The organism is Bradyrhizobium sp. Pha-3, from assembly GCF_042258615.1.
In the GTDB taxonomy this organism is placed as follows: Bacteria; Pseudomonadota; Alphaproteobacteria; order Rhizobiales; family Xanthobacteraceae; genus Bradyrhizobium.
On record NZ_CP170152.1, the window covers coordinates 293,276 to 311,765 of the forward strand.

Here is an 18,490-nt window from a genome sequence, read left to right on the forward strand (position 1 = left end):
TTCGCTTTAGCCGCTTTTGAAGCACCTGATTGTTGGATCGGTCCGGCAACGGCATCGCTCCGCGGAGCTGTGCGTTGGGTTCGCGCACTGACAGTTCAGGGGCCGGTCAACATGAATCAGGCACAGCAGCAGAAGCCTTTTCCTGAAGGCGATGCTTCCGTCACCAAGGATGAGGAAGCGGGCGCACGCGGATTGCAGCGCGACTTGCAGGACCGGCTGCAGCCGGCGCACGACGAGCCGGTCAGCGAGCCCGTCGGCGACAGCACGCCCCACCCGGAAGCGCCTGCAGGCTCGGGACGGTGGCTTCGACGCCTGCTCAAGGTCGGCATCGGCCTTGCGATCGTTGCCGTGTTCGGATGGCTGCCGCTGAAAGCCGTGCTGCAGACCTCAAGCGTCGAGGCCGTGGTCAATGCCCGGATCGTGACCTTGCGCTCGCCGATCGACGGCACCGTAAGCGCGAAGCCGCCGCAGGGCTCGACGCAGCTCAGCGTGGTCCACGAGGGCGATGCGATCCTGCACGTCGTCAACGCGCGCGGCGATCGCGTGCGGCTCGACGATCTGCGGCGGCAAATGTCGCGGATGGAGAATGAGCGCCCGAGTCTCGCCGCCAAGCTGGCCGCCGCCGAGACGGCGCAACAGGACCTTGCCCGCCAGGCCGGCCAGTTCCGTGACGGTCGCATCCTTCAGCTCCAGGCACGCATTGCCGAAATCCAGACCGCGATCGAGGCCGCGGCCGCGCGGCGGGAGGAAGCCACCGCGGCGGTCGAGCGCGCCTCCTCGCTGATCAAATCGGGCAGCGTCTCGACGGTCGAAATGGCCCGGCTGACGCGCGAGCAGTCGATCGCCCAGCAGACCGAGATCGGCGCGCAGCGCCGGCTCGACGCCGCCAAGGTCGAACTCACGGCGGCAAGGAACGGCACCTATCTTGGCGATAGCTACAATGACCGGCCGAGTTCCGCGCAGCGCGAAGAGGAGATGCGCCAGCGCGTCAGCGATCTGCGCGCCGACCTGGCGCATTCCGATGCCGAGATCGATTGGCTCACCCACGAGATTGCCTCGGAGCAGCTGCATTACGTCAACCGGGCGGAAGCCGACATCAGGGCGCCGGTGACCGGGCGCATCTGGGAGATGATGACGTCGGCCGGCGAGGATGTCAGGGCCGGGCAGCCCCTGCTCAAGCTGCTCGATTGCAGCGGCGCGGTGGTCACCGCCAACGTCACCGAAGGCGTCTATAACCGCCTCAAGCTCGGCGAGCAGGCGAGCTTTGAGCCGAACGACGGCAGCGCCGCGATCCAGGGTGAGATCGTCAACCTCACCGGCGCGTCGGGTGCGCCCGCAAACCTTGCGATCAATCCGGATGCGCTGAACAAGGAACCGTATCGGGTGACGGTCTCGATGCCGGAGCTCGACACATCGGGCAAGGAATGCGCGGTCGGCCGCACCGGGCGGGTGGTGTTCAACACCGACGCGGCCAAGCCATGATGGCGGCATTCGCGCCCGGGCTGGTCGCCTTCGGCTCCTGCCTTGCGATCCTGCCTTTGCTCCGGCGCGAGCAGACGTTGGCCCGCATCATGATGACCGGCATGTCGTTCGTTCTGCTGCTGCACTACTTCATCTGGCGGGTGACCCAGACCTTGCCGCCTCTGGGGCTTACCGCCGATGCGATGGTCGGCTATCCCTTCGTGGTGGCCGAGGCGGCCTCGATGATCGCGGTGTGCCTGTCGCTGCTGTTCCTCAGCCGCACCATCGACCGCTCGCCCGAGGTCAATGCCATCCTGCGCCGGTCCAGGGCGTCGGCCGATGCGCCGCGCGTCGACGTCTTCATCTGCACCTAAAATGAAGAGAAGGCGATCCTCGAGCGCACCATCATCGGTGCGACCGGGCTGAACTATCCCAATTATCGCGTCTGGGTGCTCGACGACGGGCGAAGGCTGTGGCTGCGCCGGCTCGCCCAGGAGCTCGGCTGCAATTATCTGACCCGCCCCGACAACCGCCACGCCAAGGCCGGCAACATCAATCATGCGCTCCAGCACGTGTCCGCGCTAGCGGACCGGCCGGAATTCGTCTCGATCCTCGATGCGGATTTTGTCCCGATGCCGGACTTCTTGACGCGGGCGATGAGCCTGATGCAGGACGGCACCGTCGGCGTCGTACAGACGCCGCAGCATTTCATCAATCCGGATCCGATCCAGACCAATCTCGCTGCAACCGACGTCTGGCCCGACGAGCAGCGCTTCTTCTTCGACATCCTGATGCCGGCCAAGGACGCCTGGGGCACCGCATTCTGCTGCGGTACCTCATCGCTGATCCGCTTTTCCGGCCTGATGCAGATCGGCGGCTTCCCGACCGACTCGGTGACGGAGGATTACCTCGTCACGCTGCGGCTCAAGGAGAAGGGCCTGCGCACGGTCTATCTCAACGAGCGCCTGACCATCGGTCTCGCGCCGGAGGGATTGAAGGAATACATCACCCAGCGCGGGCGCTGGTGCCTCGGCTTCATGCAGATCGTCCGCGGTCGCAGCGGGCCGTTCTCGCGGCAATCCAGGCTCGAATTCATGGACCGGCTGTCGTTGGTCGACGCCTTCATGAGCTGGTCGGCGGTCTATGGCACCAAGGTGTTTGGCCTGGTCGTGCCGTGGCTCTTTTTGTTGTTCGGGATCAAGGCGGTCCACGCCGACCTGTCCGAGCTGCTGAAATACTTCATGCCGTTCTATGTCTGGCACGCCTTCACGATGGCCTGGATTTCGCACGGCCGCTCGCTCGCGATCATGACCGACGTTTCGCAATACATCGCCGCGCCCGCGGTGCTGAAGGCGGTCGTGACCGGCCTTGCCAAGCCGCAAGGCCACAAGTTCAAGGTGACGGCCAAGGGCGGCGACCGCAACCGCCGCTTCATCGAGTGGCCGCTGCTGCGGCTCTACGGGAGCGCCTTGCTGATCACGCTGGTGGCCATCTCCTACGCCTTCATCCTGCATCTGCGCGGCGAAAACATCGCCTATGGCGGACTGGCGCTGGCCTGGAGCCTGTACAATTGCGTCGTGCTCGCGATCGTGTGCTTCATCTGCATCGAGCAGCCGCGGCGCCGCAAGGCCGAGCGTTTCGAGCGCGACGAGCCGGTCCTGATCCACGAAGGCGCCGAGCCGCGGCTGGTGCGGATGGCCGACATCTCGATCTCGGGCGCGCGGTTCATCGATCCCGCCCCGCCCGCCATCGGCGCCTCGATCAAGTGCGATGTCTACGGACAGAACGTGGCCGCGCTCGTGGTCCGCCGCACCCGCGACGGCTTCGGCGTCCGTTTCGAAGACGCGGTTGCGACGCGGGTCAGTGTGGTGCGCGCATTCTATGCCGGCGAATATGTCCGCGCCTTCCGCAGCGTGCGCGCGGCGCCGGTCGGCAAGGCGCTGCTGATGCGGCTGTTCGGTTGATTCGCCAGGATTGGGCTTCGCAGCGCGGCCTTCCGTTCCGTCATCCCCGCGCAAAGGCTTCGCCTTTGTCGCTGCAGGAGCGCGGAAGCGCGTCTCGAAGGATCGACGGCCTGGATATTCATGCGTACTTCGACTCTTCCGCGGCAACAACGGGGCCGTCGATCCTTCGAGACGGCCGCTCCGCGGCCTCCTCAGGATGACGGATCTTGTACGCTTAGTTGCACGTTTGATCTAAGCCGCCGGCTTCGCCGCCTGGTCCTCGCTCGACAACAGATGCAGCAGCGCGCTCTTGATCGCGGCCTGCCGGGTCGGCGCGGTGATCTGGGCGCCGAGCAGGTCGGTGACGTAGAACACGTCGCGGGCGCGTTCGCCGAAGGTCGCGACATGCGCCGAGGCGATGTTGAGGTTGAGCTTCGAGATCGCGGTGGTCAGCTGGTAGAGCAGGCCGGGGCGGTCGAGGCCGGAGACCTCGATCACAGTGTAGCGGTCGGACCACTGGTTGTTGATGGTTACTTCCGGCTCGACGATGAACGGCCGCGCCTTACTGCGCACCGCGCGCTTGGCCACCGCCTCGGGCAGCCGCAGCTTGCCTTCCAGCACCTGCTCGATCATCTCGCCGATCCGCGTCGCGCGGCGGCCTTCGTCATCGTCGCGGTCGTATTCGCGCGAGATCGAGATGGTGTCGAGCGCGCGGCCGTCGGTCGTGGTGTAGATCTGCGCGTCGACGATGTTGGCGCCGGCCGAGGCGCAGGCGCCTGCGATGATCGACAGCAGCCAGGGATGGTCGGTCGCCAGGATTGTCAGCTCGGTGACGGCGCGGACCTCGTCGAAGCCGACATTGATCGCAAGCTTGTGGCCGGCCTGCTCGCTGGCGCGGATGAAGCGCGCCTGGCGGATCTTGCGCTGCAGCTCGACCTTGAGCCAATAGGCCGGGTAGTGCCGGCCGATATAGGCATTGAGCTCGACCTCTGGCCATTCGGTGAAGGCGCGGCGGAATTCGGCCTGCGCCACCGCGATGCGCTGGGCGCGGTTGACCTCCGAGAAGCCGCCGGTCAGCACCGGCTCTGTTTCATAGTACAGCGTGCGCAAGAGCTGCGCCTTCCAGCCGTTCCAGACACCCGGGCCGACGCCGCGAATGTCGGCGGTGGTCAGGATCGTGAGCAGCTTCATCTGCTCGACCGACTGCACCACGGCGGCGAAATTCTCGATCGTCTTGCGGTCCGACAAATCGCGCGATTGCGCCACCGTCGACATCGTTAGATGTTCCTCGATCAACCACGCCACCAGTTCGGTGTCGGCCGCGGAGAAGCCGAGCCGCGGGCATAGCCGCCGCGCCACCTTGGCGCCGGCGATCGAGTGATCCTCGGGCCGGCCCTTGGCGATGTCGTGCAGCAGGGTCGCGATATAGATCACCGGGCGGTGCTCAGGACGAATCTTGCGGAACAGGTCGCTGGCGACCGTGAATTCCTCGTTGCCGCCGCGCTCGATGTCCTGCAGGAAGCCGATGCAGCGGAGCAGATGCTCGTCCACCGTATAGTGGTGGTACATGTTGAACTGCATCATCGAGACGATCTTGCCGAAGGCGCGGATGAAATGGCCGAGCACGCCGGTCTCGTTCATCCGCCGCAGCACGGTCTCCGCATCGTTCGAGGTCAGGATCTCCATGAACAGGCGGTTGGCTTCCTCGTTGTCGCGGAGCTGGGTGTTGATCAGCTTCAGCGAGCGCGTCACCGTGCGCATCGCATCGGGATGGAAGGCGAGGTTGTTCTGCTGCGCGAGGCGGAAGATCCGGATCAGGTTGACCGGATCGTGCTTGAACACATCGGGCGCGGCGAGGTTGATGCGGTTGTTGTCGACGATGAAGTCGTCGCTGCCGGCCACCCGCCGTCGCTTGGCGCCGGGCCGCAGCCGCGCCACCATCCGGCTCAGCACCGGCGCCGGCTTGTTGTGCTCCTCTTCGAGCTTGGCGCACAGGATCGCGGTGAGGTCGCCGACGTCTTTCGCGATCAGGAAGTAGTGCTTCATGAAGCGCTCGACATCCTGCATGCCGGGATGCGAGGTGTAGCCGAGGCGCACCGCGATCTCGCGCTGCATGTCGAACGACAGCCGCTCCTCGGCGCGTCCGGCGAAGAAGTGCAAATTGCAGCGGACCGACCACAGGAAGTCGGCGCAACGGCGGAAGGTGCGGTACTCCTGCGCGTCGAACACGCCGCGTTCCAGCAGCTCGTCGGTCTCGCGCACGCGGTAGACGTATTTCGCAATCCAGAACAGCGTGTGCAGGTCGCGCAGGCCGCCCTTGCCGTCCTTGACGTTCGGCTCGACCAGATAGCGCGACTGGCCGGCGCGGCGATGCCGCTCCTCGCGCTCGGCGAGCTTGGCGGTGACGAATTCCGCCGCGGTGCCCTGCACCACTTCCTTGTCGAAGCGTTCGACCAGCTCGTCATAGAGCGGCTGGTCGCCGGTCAGGAAGCGCGTTTCCAGGATCGCGGTGCGGATCGTCATGTCGCCGCGCGCCTGGCGGATCGATTCATCGACCGAGCGCGTGGCGTGGCCGACCTTCAGCCCCATGTCCCAGAGACAATAGAGGATGGCTTCGGCGACCTGCTCGCCCCACGCGGTCTGCTTGTAGGGCAGGATGAACAACAGATCGATGTCGGACTCCGGCGCCATCAGCCCGCGGCCATAGCCGCCGGTCGCGACCACGGCCATGCGCTCTGCGCCCGAAGGGATCGGCGAGTGATACAGATGCCGGGTCGCCGCCGCGTAGAGGATGCGGATGATCTCGTCCTGCACGAAGCAGAGCCGTTCGGCGCAGCGCCGGCCGTGGCGGTCCTTCAGCAGCAGCGTCTGCGCCGTGGCGCGCGCTGCGATCAGCTCGGCCTTGAGCAGTTGCGCCATCGCGGCGCGGAACTGGTCCTCGCGCCCGGCATGCTGTTCGGCGAGTGCATTGACCGCCGCGGTGATCCGCTCGGTCTCGAAACGATCATCCGCTTCAGGGCGGACTTCGGCTACGACGCTGTCCATACGTTCATCCGATATCGGACCAAGCTGTTGCTGTCACTGACCAAAGTATAAGGACAGCAGCTCCATTCTGTTTCCTGGGCACCCTGAGCAAGTCTGTGCTCGCGCCGCCAAACAAAGGGTAGAGATTTTCTCGTTGACCGCAAGGCTAACTCATTGAATTAAAAGTGTGTTTCTTGATCAACCCAAGGGGGGTCGACGAATGCAGAATTTTTCCCGGCGCGCGTTTGCTGCGCTGCTCGCGGTCTCGACATTCTTGCCCGGCGCGGCGCTCGCCGCCGACGCGCTGAAGGAGATCCGGATCGACTGGGCGACCTACAATCCGGTGTCGCTGGTCCTGAAGCAGAAGGGCCTGCTCGAGAAGGAGTTCGCCAAGGACGGCATCAGCATCGTCTGGGTGCAGTCGGCCGGCTCCAACAAGGCGCTTGAATTCCTCAACGCCGGTTCGATCGATCTCGGCTCGACCGCGGGCTCGGCCGCCTTGGTCGCCAGGATCAACGGCAACCCGATCAAGTCGATCTACGTCTATTCGCGCCCCGAATGGACCGCACTGGTCACCACCAAGGACTCCAAGATCGCCTCGGTTGCCGACCTCAAGGGCAAGCGCGTCGCGGTGACCCGTGGGACCGATCCGCACATCTTCCTGGTCCGCGCGCTGCTCGGCGCCGGTCTGACCGAAAAGGACATCACACCGGTGCTGCTGTAGCACGCCGACGGCAAGACTGCGCTGATCCGCGGCGATGTCGACGCCTGGGCCGGCCTCGACCCGATGATGGCGCAGGCGGAAGTCGAGGACGGCGCAAAGCTGTTCTACCGCAAGGCCGATGCCAACACCTGGGGCATCCTCAATGTGCGCGAGGAGTTTTTGAAAGCTCATCCGGATATCGTCCGCCGCGTGCTCGCGACCTATGAAGAGGCGCGGAAATATTCGCTCGCGAACTATGACGAGCTGAAGAAGACCTTCATCGCGGTCACCAAGCTGCCCGACGCCGTGGTCGACAAGCAGCTCAAGGAGCGCACCGAGTTGACCCACAGCCGCATCGGCAGCCCCCAGCGCGAGTCGATCTTGGCCGCGGGCCTCGCCTTGCAGCAGGCCGGCGTGATCGATGCCAAGACCGACGTGAAGGCCGCGCTGGATTCGTTGATCGATGACCAGGTCCCTCTGCCCACCAACTAGCCGCCGCTGCACCCTCTCCCCTTGTGGGAGAGGGTCGCTTCGCGCAGCGAAGCGGGGTGAGGGGTTCTCTCCCCTCGGCGCACTCTCGCAATCGGATAGAGACCCCTCATCCGTCGCGGACTGCGTCCGCGCCACCTTCTCCCACAAGGGGAGAAGGGAAGAGGGCGCTGCGGCTCGCGTTTCGATCCACCTTGCAATCCCGCCGGAAGAATAGTTCTTGCTATGGTCATGACCGTTGACCTGCCCGCGCTGGAACAGACGGCCGCGCCGCGTGCGGCGGCGGCGCGGTGGTCGCGTTTTGCGCGCCCGGTGCTCGGGCTCGTGGTGCCGGTCGTGCTCGCGCTGGGCTGGGAGTTGCTCGTTGGTCTCGGCTATTCCAACGGCCGCCTGGTGCCGCCGCCGTCGAAGGTGTTCGAGACCATCGTGGCGCTCGCCAAAAGCGGCGAGCTGTCGCGCCATATCTTCGCGACGTTATGGCGCGTCGGCGCGGGCTTTGCGCTCGGCGTCGTCGCCGGCACCATCATGGGTGCGATCTCCGGCTACTGGGATTTTGCCAAGCGGTTGCTTGACCCGACGGTACAGGCGCTGCGCGCGATCCCCTCGCTCGCCTGGGTGCCGCTGTTCGTGCTCTGGCTCGGCATCTTCGAGACCTCGAAGGTGGCGCTGATCGCGGTCGGCGTGTTCTTTCCGATCTATCTCGGCGTGATGGGCGCGATCCTGGCGGTCGATCGCAAGATCGTCGAGGTCGGCCGCGTGTTCCGCCTGTCCGGACCGGCGATGATCCGCCGCATCCTGTTGCCGGCCGTGCTGCCGGCCTACGTGGTGTCGCTGCGGGTCGGCCTCGGCCTCGGCTGGATGTTCGTGGTCGCGGCCGAACTGATCGGCGCCTCCGAAGGCCTCGGCTATCTCCTGCTCGACGGCCAGCAACTCGGCAAGCCGGCGCAGATCCTCGCCGCGATCGTGATCTTCGCGATCCTCGGCAAGCTGACCGATTGGCTGATCGAGGTCGCCACGGCGCCGCTGCTGCGCTGGCAGGATGCGTTCGGCGCGCGGGGAGGGCAGTGATGCTGGCGCTGAAGGACGTCGGCAAGACCTATCCGAACGGCGTCCACGCGCTGGAACGCTTCTCGGCCGAGGTCCAGCCTGGCGAGATCATCGCGATCATCGGCGGCTCCGGTTGCGGCAAGTCGACCTTGCTGCGCGCCATCGCGGGCCTCGATCGCGCCACCACGGGCAGCGTGACGCTCGACAATGCGGTGATCACCTCGCCGCACGCCAAGATCGGCATCATCTTCCAGGAGCCGCGGCTGCTGCCCTGGCTCACCGTCGCCGACAATATCGGCTTCGGTCTCGCCGACCTCGCGGCCGACGTCAGGCGTCAACGGATCGCCGCGGCGCTGGCCCGCGTCGGCCTTGCCGACAAGGCCGCCGCATGGCCGCGCGAATTGTCCGGCGGGCAGGCGCAGCGGGTTGCGATTGCCCGCGCGCTGGTGCCGCAGCCGGAGGTGCTGCTGCTCGACGAGCCGTTCTCGGCACTCGATGCCTTCACGCGGCGCGACCTGCAGGATCACCTGCTCGATCTCTGGGCCGATACGCGGCCGACCCTGATCCTGGTCACCCACGACGTCGATGAGGCGGTGGTGCTGGCCGACCGCGTGCTGGTGATGCGGCCGCGGCCGGGCCGCCTGTTCGAGGAGATCACCATCAACCTGGCGCGGCCGCGCGACCGCAAATCGGAGCTGTTCGACACCTTCAAGCGCCGCGTGCTGACCGCGCTCGACCGCTCGCTGGACCGTCCGGTGCGTGACGTCACGGACAAATCCAACGCCGGCGAGGCGATGTGGTGGTGACATCGGCGCTATAAGGCCTTACATCGGAATAAAGAAGAACAGCCGGGAGCAGAACCATGGACTCCGCCGAACTCCGCGCAATGCAGGCCCCGATCAAGGAACGCTACAAGTCCGATCCTCAGGCCGCGGTGATCACCTTGAAGGCCAAGGGCACGATCGACAACGAAAGCCTGTCCTGCAAGGTCGAAACCGGCCGCGCGCTCGCGGTCGCCGGCCTGCATCCCGCCACCGGCGGCTCCGGGCTCGAGCTCTGCTCCGGCGACATGCTCTTGGAAGCGCTGGTCGCCTGCGCCGGCGTCACGCTGAAATCGGTCGCGACCGCCGTCGAGGTGCCGCTGAAGGTCGGCAACGTGTTCGCCGAGGGCGATCTCGATTTCCGCGGCACGCTCGGCGTCGACAAGGAGGCTCCGGTCGGCTTCCGCGAGATCCGCCTGCGCTTCGACGTCGGCACCGACGCGCCGCAGGACAAGCTCGACCTGCTGCTGAAGCTCACCGAGCGCTATTGCGTGGTCTATCAGACCATCAAGAACGGCCCGAAGGTGTCGGTGACGATGCAGCGGGTGTGATGTCTCGCTTACCCTCCCCTGGAGGGACCCTCCAGGGGAGGGTCAAGAAAAACAAGAAATGTCCCCCGAACTCCACTTCGTCCTGATCCTCGTGTTGCGCATGGCGGTTGCCGCCGCCTTCGTGGTCAGCGCGTCCGTCATCACGGAACGGTCGGGGCCGGTGATCGGCGCGCTGATCGCAACCCTGCCGATCTCGGCCGGGCCGTCCTACACCTTCCTCGCGCTCGACCATGACGCCGCCTTCATCGCCGAGGGCGCGCTGTCGAGCCTGCCGGTCAATGCCGCGACGATCTTCATGGGCCTCACCTATGCCGTGCTGGCGCAGCGCCGCAACATGTGGATCAGCGCGGGCTCCGCGATCGCGTTGTGGCTCGTGCTCGGCACTATCATTCGTCAGTTCGCGTGGACGCTTGCCGGCGGACTGATCCTCAATGCCATTGCTTTTGCGATCTGCATTCCGCTGCTGAGGCCCTATCGGCACGTCGCGAAAATGCCGCTGATCGCGCGCCGCTGGTACGACATTCCGCTGCGCGCCGCGCTGGTCGCAAGCCTGGTCGGCACGGTGGTCACCGCGTCGACCTGGGTCGGTCCGCGCGTCACCGGCGTGATCGCGCTGTTCCCGATCGTGTTCTCGTCGATGATGCTGATCCTGCATCCGCGCATCGGCGGCCCCGCCACCGCCGCCGTGCTCGCCAACAGCGCCTGGGGCCTGCTCGGCTTCGGTCTCGGCATCGCCGTGCTGCATGTCGCGGTCGCGCAATTCGGCTCGCCGATCGGCCTCAGCTGCGCACTCGCCACCTGCATCGTCTGGAATCTGGCGCTGTGGCAGCTCGGGCGGAGGAAGAAGGTGCGAGCCTAGCCGTCATTGCGAGGAGCGAAGCGACGAAGCAATCCATCGTTCCGCATCTCGGAGCGATGGATTGCTTCGCTTCGCTCGCAATGACGAGTGAGACATTCGTAGCCCGGATGGAGCGCAGCGCAATCCGGGGCGGTTGTGCAACGGAGAGAGCGTTCCCGGATTTCGCTTCGCTGCATCCGGGCTACAAAATCACTGCTTCGGCAGTTTCGCCCGCAGCGCATACAGCGCATCCAGCGCCTCGCGCGGCGACATCTCGTCGGGGTGCAGCGCCTTCACCGCCTCGACCAGCAAATCCGTCTCGCTCGGCGGCTTGTCCTCACTGGCGGCGCGGGAGGGGACGGCGAACAGCGGCAAATCGTCGGCGAGTGCGCGCGCGGTCTGGCCGCGGTCCTGGGCTTCGAGTTTTGCCAGCACCGATTTGGCGCGCGTAATCACGGCGGGCGGAAGGCCGGCGAGTTTGGCGACCTGGATGCCGTAGGAGCGGTCGGCGGAGCCCGGCAGCACCTCGTGCAGGAACACGACGTCGCCCTGCCATTCCTTGACCCGCACCGTGGCGTTGAACATCCGCGGCAGTTTCGCCGAGAGCGCCGTCAGCTCATGATAGTGGGTGGCAAAGAGCGTGCGGCAGCGGTTGCTTTCATGCAGATGCTCGATCGCGGCCCAGGCGATCGACAGGCCGTCGAAGGTCGCAGTGCCACGGCCGATCTCGTCGAGGATCACCAGCGACCGCTCGCTCGCCTGGTTCAGAATCACCGCGGTCTCGACCATCTCGACCATGAAGGTCGAGCGTCCCCGCGCCAGATCGTCGGCGGCGCCGACGCGCGAGAACAGCCGGTCGACGATGCCGAGCCGCGCCCGCGACGCCGGCACGTAAGAGCCGATCTGCGCCAGCAGCGCGATCAGCGCGTTCTGGCGCAGGAAGGTCGATTTGCCGGCCATGTTCGGACCGGTGATCAGCCAGAGTTGGCCGGACTTCTGTCCCGGCGCCGGCGACAGATCGCAGGCATTGGCGATGAACGGCTGGCCGTCGCGCTTCAGCGCCTGCTCGACCACCGGATGGCGGCCGCCCCCGATCGCAAAGCCCAGCGAGCCGTCGACGTCGGGCCGCACATAATTGTCGTCGATCGCAAGCTTCGCCAGCGAGGTCGCGACGTCGAGCATCGCAAAGGCATGCGCGGCGTTGCGCAGATCGTCGCTGGCGGCGAGCGCCAGCGCGCTGAGGCGTTCGAAGATCTCGAGCTCGAGATTGAGCGCGCGCTCGCCGGCATTGGCGATCTTGGCTTCGGTCTCGCCGAGCTCTGACGTGGTGAAGCGGACCTGCCCGGCCAGCGTCTGGCGATGGATGAAGGTCGCATTCAGCGGCGGCGCGAACAGCTTGTCGCCGTGCTGCGTGGTGACCTCGACGAAATAGCCGAGCACATTGTTGTGCCGGATCTTCAGCGTCTTGATGCCGGTGTCCTCGGCATAGCGCGCCTGCATCGCGGCGACGACGAGGCGCGAGGCATCGCGCAAATTCCGGCTCTCGTCGAGCGCGGCCTCATAGCCCTCGCGAACGAACCCGCCGTCGCGCTTGATCAGCGGCAATTGCTCTGACAGTGCCCGCGTGAATTCCCGCGCCAGGTCGCGCGAGGGGCGCTGCAAGGCCGCCATCACGGTGGAGACTTCCGCCGGCGGATTGGAAAGCTGCGCGAGCAGCTCCAGCGCCTGGTCGGCGGCGAGGATGCCGTCGCGCAGGCTGGCGAGATCGCGCGGGCCGCCACGGCCGACCGAGAGCCGTGCGAGCGCGCGCGACATGTCGGGCGCCGCGCGCAGCACGGTCCGGATGTCCTCGCGCGCCGCGGAATCCGCAACGAAGGCGGAGACGGCATCGAGCCTCCGCGCGATCACGGCCACATCGGTAAGTGGCGCGGCAAGGCGCTGCGCCAAGAGCCGCGAGCCGGCCGCGGTCACGGTGCAGTCGATCGCATCGAGCAGCGAGCCGCGGCGCTCGCCTGCGAGCGTCCGTGTCAGTTCGAGGTTGGCGCGGGTCGCCGGATCGATCGCCATCGTGGTGCCGGCGGCCTCGCGCGCCGGCGGCGACAGCGGCGGACGTTTGCCGACCTGGGTGCGGTCGATATAGGTGACGGCCGCGGCCGCGGCGGTCGCTTCCAGCCGCGACATCGCGGACAGGCCGTCCATGGTCGCGACCGCGAAATAGTCGCACAGCCGACGTTCTGATGTGGCGCTGTCGAACACGTCGCGGGTCAGCGGCGTCACCGACGGCAGTTCGCGCAAGGTCGGCGCGAGTTCATTGTCGCTGTAGAGCGCGTCGGTGACGATCGCCTCGTTCGGATTGATCCGCGCCAGCGTCGCCGCAAGCTCCGCGGTCGAACACTCCGTCACCATGAATTCCGAGGTCGAGATGTCGATCCAGGCAAGGCCAAGACGATCCGCGCCGGCCGAGCCGCGGGCGCGCGCGATCGCGATCAGGTAATTGTTGGTGCGGGCGTCGAGCAGCGTGTCTTCAGTCAGCGTGCCCGGCGTCACCAGCCGCACCACGCCGCGGCGGACCACGCTCTTGTTGCCGCGGGCTTTTGCCTCCGCGGGATTTTCCGTCTGCTCGCACACGGCGACACGGTGTCCCGCGCCGATCAGGCGGTGCAAATAGTCCTCGGAGCGTTCGACCGGAACGCCGCACATCGGGATGTCCATGCCCTGATGCTTGCCGCGCTTGGTCAGGACGATGCCGAGCGTCTTCGAGGCGATCTCGGCGTCCTCGAAGAACAGCTCGTAGAAATCACCCATCCGGTAGAACAGCAGCAGGCCGGGGTGGGCGGCCTTGATCTCCAGGTACTGTTCCATCATCGGCGTGACGCGCGATGGCGCCTCGGCGGCGGGGGGTGGCTCAGGCGGGGCGGGGATGGGCTGCTGAATGGTCATGAGGTGGCGGAAACTACAAAATTTCGTCGCGCGGTCCTATCCGCGAGGTCGGGGTTTTCCACCCTGTCCACGGTGCGAATTGTGTCAGCCCTCACGGTAATGCGTGCAGGGCGCGCTATGGCGTCAATTGACCTGCCGCGGGCACGCTCCTAAAACTCACCTCAAGTTCCAGCCGATCCAGCGCCTAAGTCGCGGCATTCAGGGAGAGATTCAATGCGTGATGTGTTCATTTGCGATGCCGTCCGGACACCGATCGGCCGTTTCGGCGGTTCGCTCGCCAAGGTGCGCGCCGACGATCTCGCGGCGGCCCCGATCAAGGCGCTGATGGCCAAGCATCCGACGCTGGACTGGAATCAGGTCGACGAGGTCTATTTCGGCTGCGCCAACCAGGCCGGCGAGGACAACCGCAACGTCGCGCGCATGGCGCTCCTGCTCGCCGGCATGCCGGAATCGGTTCCCGGCCAGACCCTGAACCGGCTCTGCGCGTCCGGCCTCGATGCGGTCGGTGCCGCGGGCCGCGCCATCCGCGCCGGCGAGATCGATTTCGCGATCGCGGGCGGCGTCGAATCGATGACGCGTGCGCCGTTCGTGATGGGCAAGGCTTCGGAAGCCTTCTCACGCTCGTCGGAGATCTACGACACCACGATCGGCTGGCGCTTCATCAATCCCTTGATGAAGGCGCAGTACGGCGTCGATGCGATGCCGGAGACCGGCGAGAACGTCGCCGAGGAATTCCAGGTGTCGCGCGCCGATCAGGACGCGATGGCGATCCGCTCGCAGCAGCGCGCGGGTGCTGCGATCGCGTCGGGCTATTTCGCCGAGGAGATCGTGCCGATCCAGGTGCCCGGCGGCAAGGCCGGTCCCATCACTGTCGACAAGGACGAGCATCCGCGTCCCGAAACCACGCTTGAAGGATTGGCGAAACTGAAGCCGATCGTGCGCAATCCGGGCACGGTGACCGCGGGCAACGCGTCGGGTGTCAATGACGGCGCCGCCGCGATGATCCTCGCCTCGGAAGCCGCGGTGAAGAAGCACGGCCTGACGCCGCGGGCAAAAATCCTCGGCCTCGCCTCGGCCGCGGTGCCGCCGCGCATCATGGGCATCGGCCCGGTGCCGGCGACCAAGAAGCTGGTCGAGCGTCTCGGCATCAAGGTGTCGGACTTCGATCTGATCGAGCTCAACGAGGCCTTCGCCTCGCAGGGCATCGCCTGCCTGCGCCAGCTTGGCGTCAAGGAAGACGCCGATTTCGTCAATCCGCATGGCGGCGCGATCGCGCTCGGCCATCCGCTCGGCATGAGCGGCGCGCGGCTGGTGCTGACCGCCGTGCACGGCATGGAGAAGCGGGGCGGGAAGCTTGCCTTGGCAACTATGTGCGTCGGAGTCGGCCAAGGCGTCGCGGTCGCGATCGAAAAGCTTAACTAATCCAATGGCTTGGAAGGGCTGAAAACAGCCCTTCCCCAATTTGGTTATGCATTATAATGATCTGATGTGAGCTCACCGGGCGCGTGGGCCGCGGAGGAATTCGCCATGACCCTGTTGTACCCGCTGCAATCGCTTGCGGCCCATCCGGCGCGGCTGTCGCCGGATTATCGCTCCACCGTGAAGCGCTCGCCGCAGAAGCCGCTGATCCCGATGCGGCACACGCTCTCGGAATTGACCGGGCCGGTCTACGGCCATGAGACGGTGCGCGCGCACGACAACGATCTCACCATCCAGGCCAAGGGCGAGCCGCTCGGCGAGCGCATCATCGTGCATGGTCATGTGCGCGACGAGGACGGCCGCGGCGTGCCGAACACGCTGGTCGAGCTGTGGCAGGCCAATGCCTGCGGCCGCTACATCCATGTCGTCGACCAGCATCCGGCGCCGCTCGATCCGAATTTCACCGGTGCCGGCCGCACGCAGAGTGATGCCCAAGGCTATTACAAGTTCATCACCATCAAGCCCGGCGCGTATCCGTGGGGCAATCACCACAACGCCTGGCGGCCCGCGCACATCCATTTCTCGGTGTTCGGCCACTCCTTCATCTCGCGGCTGGTGACGCAGATGTATTTCCCCGGCGATCCGCTGTTCCCGTTCGATCCGATCTTCAATTCGGTGTCCGATGAGAAGGCGCGGGCGCGGATGATCTCATCCTTCGATCTCGAGAACACCAAGCCGGAATGGGCACTGTGCTACCGCTTCGATATCGTGCTGCGTGGGCGCAACGCCACGCCGATGGAGACCAAGTAAGTGTCGAACCCGCGTCCTGATGGAATCACGCCCTCGCAGACCGTCGGTCCCTATTTCAAATACGGCCTGACGCCGAACGGCGAATATGAGTGGAACGATGCCTTCACCAACAATCTGCTGACGCCCGACGTCTCGGGCGAACGCATTCGTGTCGAGGGCACTGTCTATGACGGCGACGGCGCCGTGATCCCGGATTGCATGCTGGAGATCTGGCAGGCCGACAGCCAGGGCCGCTTCTCCGATCCGCAGGATGCGCGCGCGCTGCCCAACTCCTCGTTCAAGGGCTTCGGCCGCTGCGGCACCGACAAGAGCGGTGGCTATGCGTTCGACACCATCAAGCCGGGCGTGGTGCCGGATGCCGACGGCAAGCCGCAGGCGCCGCACATCGTGCTCGCGGTGTTCGCGCGCGGCATGCTGCTGCATCTCTACACCCGGATCTATTTCGACGACGAAGCCGGCAACGCCGGCGATCCCGTGCTCGCGCTGGTGCCGGCCGATCGACGCGCCACGCTGATTGCGAAGCGCAAGGCCGGTGCGGGCAACACCTACACGTTCGACGTCCATCTGCAGGGCGACAACGAAACGGTGTTCTTCGACGTCTAGCCGGCCGCCGCCTGCCTCGCGCGCCGTGAGCGGCGCGCAAATCCAGCAATGAACGGACGACCCAAATCTGCTGCGCGCCCTCGCCGCAGCGGATTTCGCTTGACTATGCGCAATCGGTTATATAGCAAGTTGGTTATATAACTGAGATGAGATCAAGCATGCCCAGCCTCGACGCCGCATTCTCCGCGCTCGCCGACCCGACCCGTCGGGCGATCCTGGCGCGCCTCGCCCTTGGCGAAGCGACGGTGATGGAGCTCGTCGAACCGTTCGAGATGACCCAGCCCGCGATCTCCCGCCATCTCAAGGTGCTCGAGGGCGCCGGCCTGATCGTGCGGCGTGTTGAAGGTACCAAGCGCCCATGCCGGCTGGCCCCGACGGCGGTCGCCGAGATCGATCAATGGCTCGGCATGCTCAGGCGGGCGCTGGAGGCCAATTACGACCGGCTGGACGGAGTGCTGGCCGCCATGAAGCCAGAGAAGTGAAGGGTATCCCATGAGCAAGTTGACGCTGAAGACCGAAGGCGATCGCCACATCGTTGTCACCAGGCGCTTCGTCGCGCCGCCCGAGGCGGTGTATCGCGCGCATACCGAGCCGGCGCTGCTGCAGAAGTGGCTGCTCGGTCCGGAAGGCTGGACCATGCCGGTCTGCATCAGCGATCTCAGGCCCGGCGGCAAGCTCCGCTACGAATGGACCGACGGCAAGGGCGGTGGCTTTCATCTGACCGGCGAATATCTCGAGCTCGAACCGTTCAGCCGCATCGTGCATGTCGAGCGCATGCATCTGCCGGATCCGACGCCGGACAATCATGTCGAGACGCGGTTTGCGCCCGACGGTGACGGCACCGTGATGACGATGCGCATGACATTGCCGAATGCCGAGACGCGCGCGGCGATGCTCGCGACCGGCATGGAGCACGGCATGGAAGACAGCTATGCTCGGCTCGACCGCATGAGTTGAGCACACTGACGTGAGGGACAATGCGCGATCGTTTCCTGACCGGTCTGATCGGGTATCCGATCGCGCATTCGGCGGCGCCCGCGATGCACGAGCAGGCCGCAGCAGCGCTGGGTGTTCATTGTCACTACCAGCTCATCGAGGTGAAGGGTGCCGGGCGCGATGAGCTGCGCGCGATGTTAGAGGGCATCAGGCGGCTCGGCTTTGCCGGCGTCAACGTCACCTTTCCTTACAAGGAGGCGGTCGTCGATCTGCTCGACGACCTCGCGCCGGATGCGCGCGCGATCGGCGCGGTCAACACCATCGTCGCCAGCGGCGCGCGGCTGGTCGGGCACAACACCGACGCGACGGGCTTTGCGCGTGCGATCGAACCGCTGCTGGCGTCGACGCCGCGCGGCCCGATCGCGCTGATCGGTGCCGGCGGTGTCGGCAAGGCGATCGCCTTCGCGCTGGTCGGCCTCGGCGTCGCCGGGATCAGGATCTTCGACGCCGATGTCGGCAAGGCCGCGCAGCTTGCTGGCCAGTTGCGGGATCGCCATGCGGTCCACGCCACCAGCGTCGCGGCCGCGGTGGACGGTGCCGCCGGTCTCGTCAATGCAACGCCGGTCGGCATGCTGCCGGGCCGCGACACGCCGGTGCCGGACGCGCTGCTGCATCCGGCGATGTGGGTCGCCGACGCCGTCTACACGCCGCTCTGGACGCCGCTGCTGACGGCAGCCAAGGCCAAAGGCGCAAGCGTCCTGACCGGACGTGAGCTCGCGATCAACGCCTCGGCCGATGCATTCAAGCTGTTCACGGGATTGTCGCCGCCGCATGTGGCGATGGCAAATGCGTTCGACGCCGTGATGGCTGCACGCTACTCTCCGCCTGCCTGAAGGGCGGAGGCA

13 protein-coding genes and 2 pseudogenes are annotated in these 18,490 nt (G+C 66.1%); 13 read left to right on the top strand and 2 right to left on the bottom strand.

Annotation, left to right across the window (positions count from 1 at the left end):
* Nucleotides 1-111: 111 nt before the first annotated feature.
* Together ACE10Z_RS01350 and ACE10Z_RS01355 are read left to right on the top strand one after the other, a co-directional pair.
* Nucleotides 112-1,482, top strand: a complete 1,371-nt coding sequence (locus ACE10Z_RS01350) for an HlyD family secretion protein (protein WP_375786346.1) — start codon at nt 112-114, stop codon at nt 1,480-1,482.
* Nucleotides 1,479-3,425 (top strand): annotated as a pseudogene (locus tag ACE10Z_RS01355) (glycosyltransferase). The gene ACE10Z_RS01350 and the pseudogene ACE10Z_RS01355 overlap by 4 nt, the downstream one beginning before the upstream one ends.
* A 231-nt stretch (nt 3,426-3,656) precedes the next feature.
* Here the strand turns inward: ACE10Z_RS01355 and ACE10Z_RS01360 are convergent.
* Entirely contained in the window at nt 3,657-6,449 is a 2,793-nt protein-coding gene (locus tag ACE10Z_RS01360) for a [protein-PII] uridylyltransferase (RefSeq protein WP_375786347.1), read from the bottom strand.
* A 199-nt stretch (nt 6,450-6,648) separates the two neighbouring features.
* Between ACE10Z_RS01360 and ACE10Z_RS01365 the strand changes: the two are divergent.
* From ACE10Z_RS01365 to ACE10Z_RS01385, 5 genes and pseudogenes are all read left to right on the top strand, one after another.
* Nucleotides 6,649-7,623: pseudogene (locus ACE10Z_RS01365) on the top strand (aliphatic sulfonate ABC transporter substrate-binding protein).
* Between the two features lie 228 nt (nt 7,624-7,851).
* Nucleotides 7,852-8,688, top strand: coding sequence for an ABC transporter permease (locus ACE10Z_RS01370; protein ID WP_375786348.1), 837 nt, complete (start codon nt 7,852-7,854; stop codon nt 8,686-8,688).
* Entirely contained in the window at nt 8,688-9,473 is a 786-nt protein-coding gene (locus ACE10Z_RS01375; RefSeq protein ID WP_375786349.1) for an ABC transporter ATP-binding protein, read from the top strand. Before ACE10Z_RS01370 ends, ACE10Z_RS01375 begins: the two co-directional genes overlap by 1 nt.
* 56 nt (nt 9,474-9,529) lie before the next feature.
* A complete protein-coding gene (locus tag ACE10Z_RS01380; RefSeq protein ID WP_375786350.1) occupies nt 9,530-10,039 on the top strand; it encodes an OsmC family protein in 510 nt (169 codons plus the stop codon).
* Nucleotides 10,040-10,097: 58 nt separating this feature from the next.
* Nucleotides 10,098-10,898: a hypothetical protein gene (locus tag ACE10Z_RS01385; protein WP_375786351.1), complete on the top strand. Its 801-nt coding sequence runs from the start codon at nt 10,098-10,100 to the stop codon at nt 10,896-10,898.
* 189 nt (nt 10,899-11,087) lie between these two features.
* On the opposite strand, the gene mutS is transcribed toward ACE10Z_RS01385, so the two are convergent.
* On the bottom strand, nt 11,088-13,817 hold the full coding sequence (gene mutS, locus ACE10Z_RS01390; RefSeq protein ID WP_375786352.1) for a DNA mismatch repair protein MutS: 2,730 nt from the start codon (nt 13,815-13,817) through the stop codon (nt 11,088-11,090).
* 213 nt (nt 13,818-14,030) lie between these two features.
* Between mutS and pcaF the strand changes: the two genes are divergently transcribed.
* From pcaF to ACE10Z_RS01420, 6 genes are all read left to right on the top strand, one after another.
* A complete protein-coding gene (gene pcaF, locus ACE10Z_RS01395; RefSeq protein WP_375786353.1) occupies nt 14,031-15,239 on the top strand; it encodes a 3-oxoadipyl-CoA thiolase in 1,209 nt (402 codons plus the stop codon).
* Between the two features lie 105 nt (nt 15,240-15,344).
* The gene (gene pcaH, locus ACE10Z_RS01400) at nt 15,345-16,046 is read left to right on the top strand and encodes a protocatechuate 3,4-dioxygenase subunit beta (protein WP_375786354.1); all 702 of its coding nucleotides are present in this window, start codon (nt 15,345-15,347) and stop codon (nt 16,044-16,046) included.
* Nucleotides 16,047-16,649 (top strand): protocatechuate 3,4-dioxygenase subunit alpha, encoded by a 603-nt coding sequence (gene pcaG, locus ACE10Z_RS01405; protein ID WP_375786355.1) that lies wholly within the window; start codon nt 16,047-16,049, stop codon nt 16,647-16,649.
* 158 nt (nt 16,650-16,807) lie between these two features.
* Nucleotides 16,808-17,131 (top strand): ArsR/SmtB family transcription factor, encoded by a 324-nt coding sequence (locus tag ACE10Z_RS01410; protein ID WP_375786356.1) that lies wholly within the window; start codon nt 16,808-16,810, stop codon nt 17,129-17,131.
* Nucleotides 17,132-17,141: 10 nt separating this feature from the next.
* Nucleotides 17,142-17,606, top strand: coding sequence for an SRPBCC domain-containing protein (locus ACE10Z_RS01415; RefSeq protein WP_375786357.1), 465 nt, complete (start codon nt 17,142-17,144; stop codon nt 17,604-17,606).
* Nucleotides 17,607-17,626: 20 nt separating this feature from the next.
* On the top strand, nt 17,627-18,478 hold the full coding sequence (locus tag ACE10Z_RS01420) for a shikimate dehydrogenase (protein WP_375786358.1): 852 nt from the start codon (nt 17,627-17,629) through the stop codon (nt 18,476-18,478).
* The last annotated feature ends 12 nt before the right edge of the window (nt 18,479-18,490 follow it).

Excerpts from the sequence above, each read along its gene's own strand:
- ACE10Z_RS01350 (WP_375786346.1), top strand. The coding sequence starts at position 112 with ATGAATCAGGCACAGCAGCAGAAGCCTTTTCCTGAAGGCGATGCTTCC.
- ACE10Z_RS01360 (WP_375786347.1), bottom strand. The coding sequence starts at position 6,449 with ATGGACAGCGTCGTAGCCGAAGTCCGCCCTGAAGCGGATGATCGTTTC.
- ACE10Z_RS01370 (WP_375786348.1), top strand. The coding sequence starts at position 7,852 with ATGACCGTTGACCTGCCCGCGCTGGAACAGACGGCCGCGCCGCGTGCG.
- ACE10Z_RS01375 (WP_375786349.1), top strand. The coding sequence starts at position 8,688 with ATGCTGGCGCTGAAGGACGTCGGCAAGACCTATCCGAACGGCGTCCAC.
- ACE10Z_RS01380 (WP_375786350.1), top strand. The coding sequence starts at position 9,530 with ATGGACTCCGCCGAACTCCGCGCAATGCAGGCCCCGATCAAGGAACGC.
- ACE10Z_RS01385 (WP_375786351.1), top strand. The coding sequence starts at position 10,098 with ATGTCCCCCGAACTCCACTTCGTCCTGATCCTCGTGTTGCGCATGGCG.
- mutS (WP_375786352.1), bottom strand. The coding sequence starts at position 13,817 with ATGACCATTCAGCAGCCCATCCCCGCCCCGCCTGAGCCACCCCCCGCC.
- pcaF (WP_375786353.1), top strand. The coding sequence starts at position 14,031 with ATGCGTGATGTGTTCATTTGCGATGCCGTCCGGACACCGATCGGCCGT.
- pcaH (WP_375786354.1), top strand. The coding sequence starts at position 15,345 with ATGACCCTGTTGTACCCGCTGCAATCGCTTGCGGCCCATCCGGCGCGG.
- ACE10Z_RS01410 (WP_375786356.1), top strand. The coding sequence starts at position 16,808 with ATGCCCAGCCTCGACGCCGCATTCTCCGCGCTCGCCGACCCGACCCGT.
- ACE10Z_RS01415 (WP_375786357.1), top strand. The coding sequence starts at position 17,142 with ATGAGCAAGTTGACGCTGAAGACCGAAGGCGATCGCCACATCGTTGTC.
- ACE10Z_RS01420 (WP_375786358.1), top strand. The coding sequence starts at position 17,627 with ATGCGCGATCGTTTCCTGACCGGTCTGATCGGGTATCCGATCGCGCAT.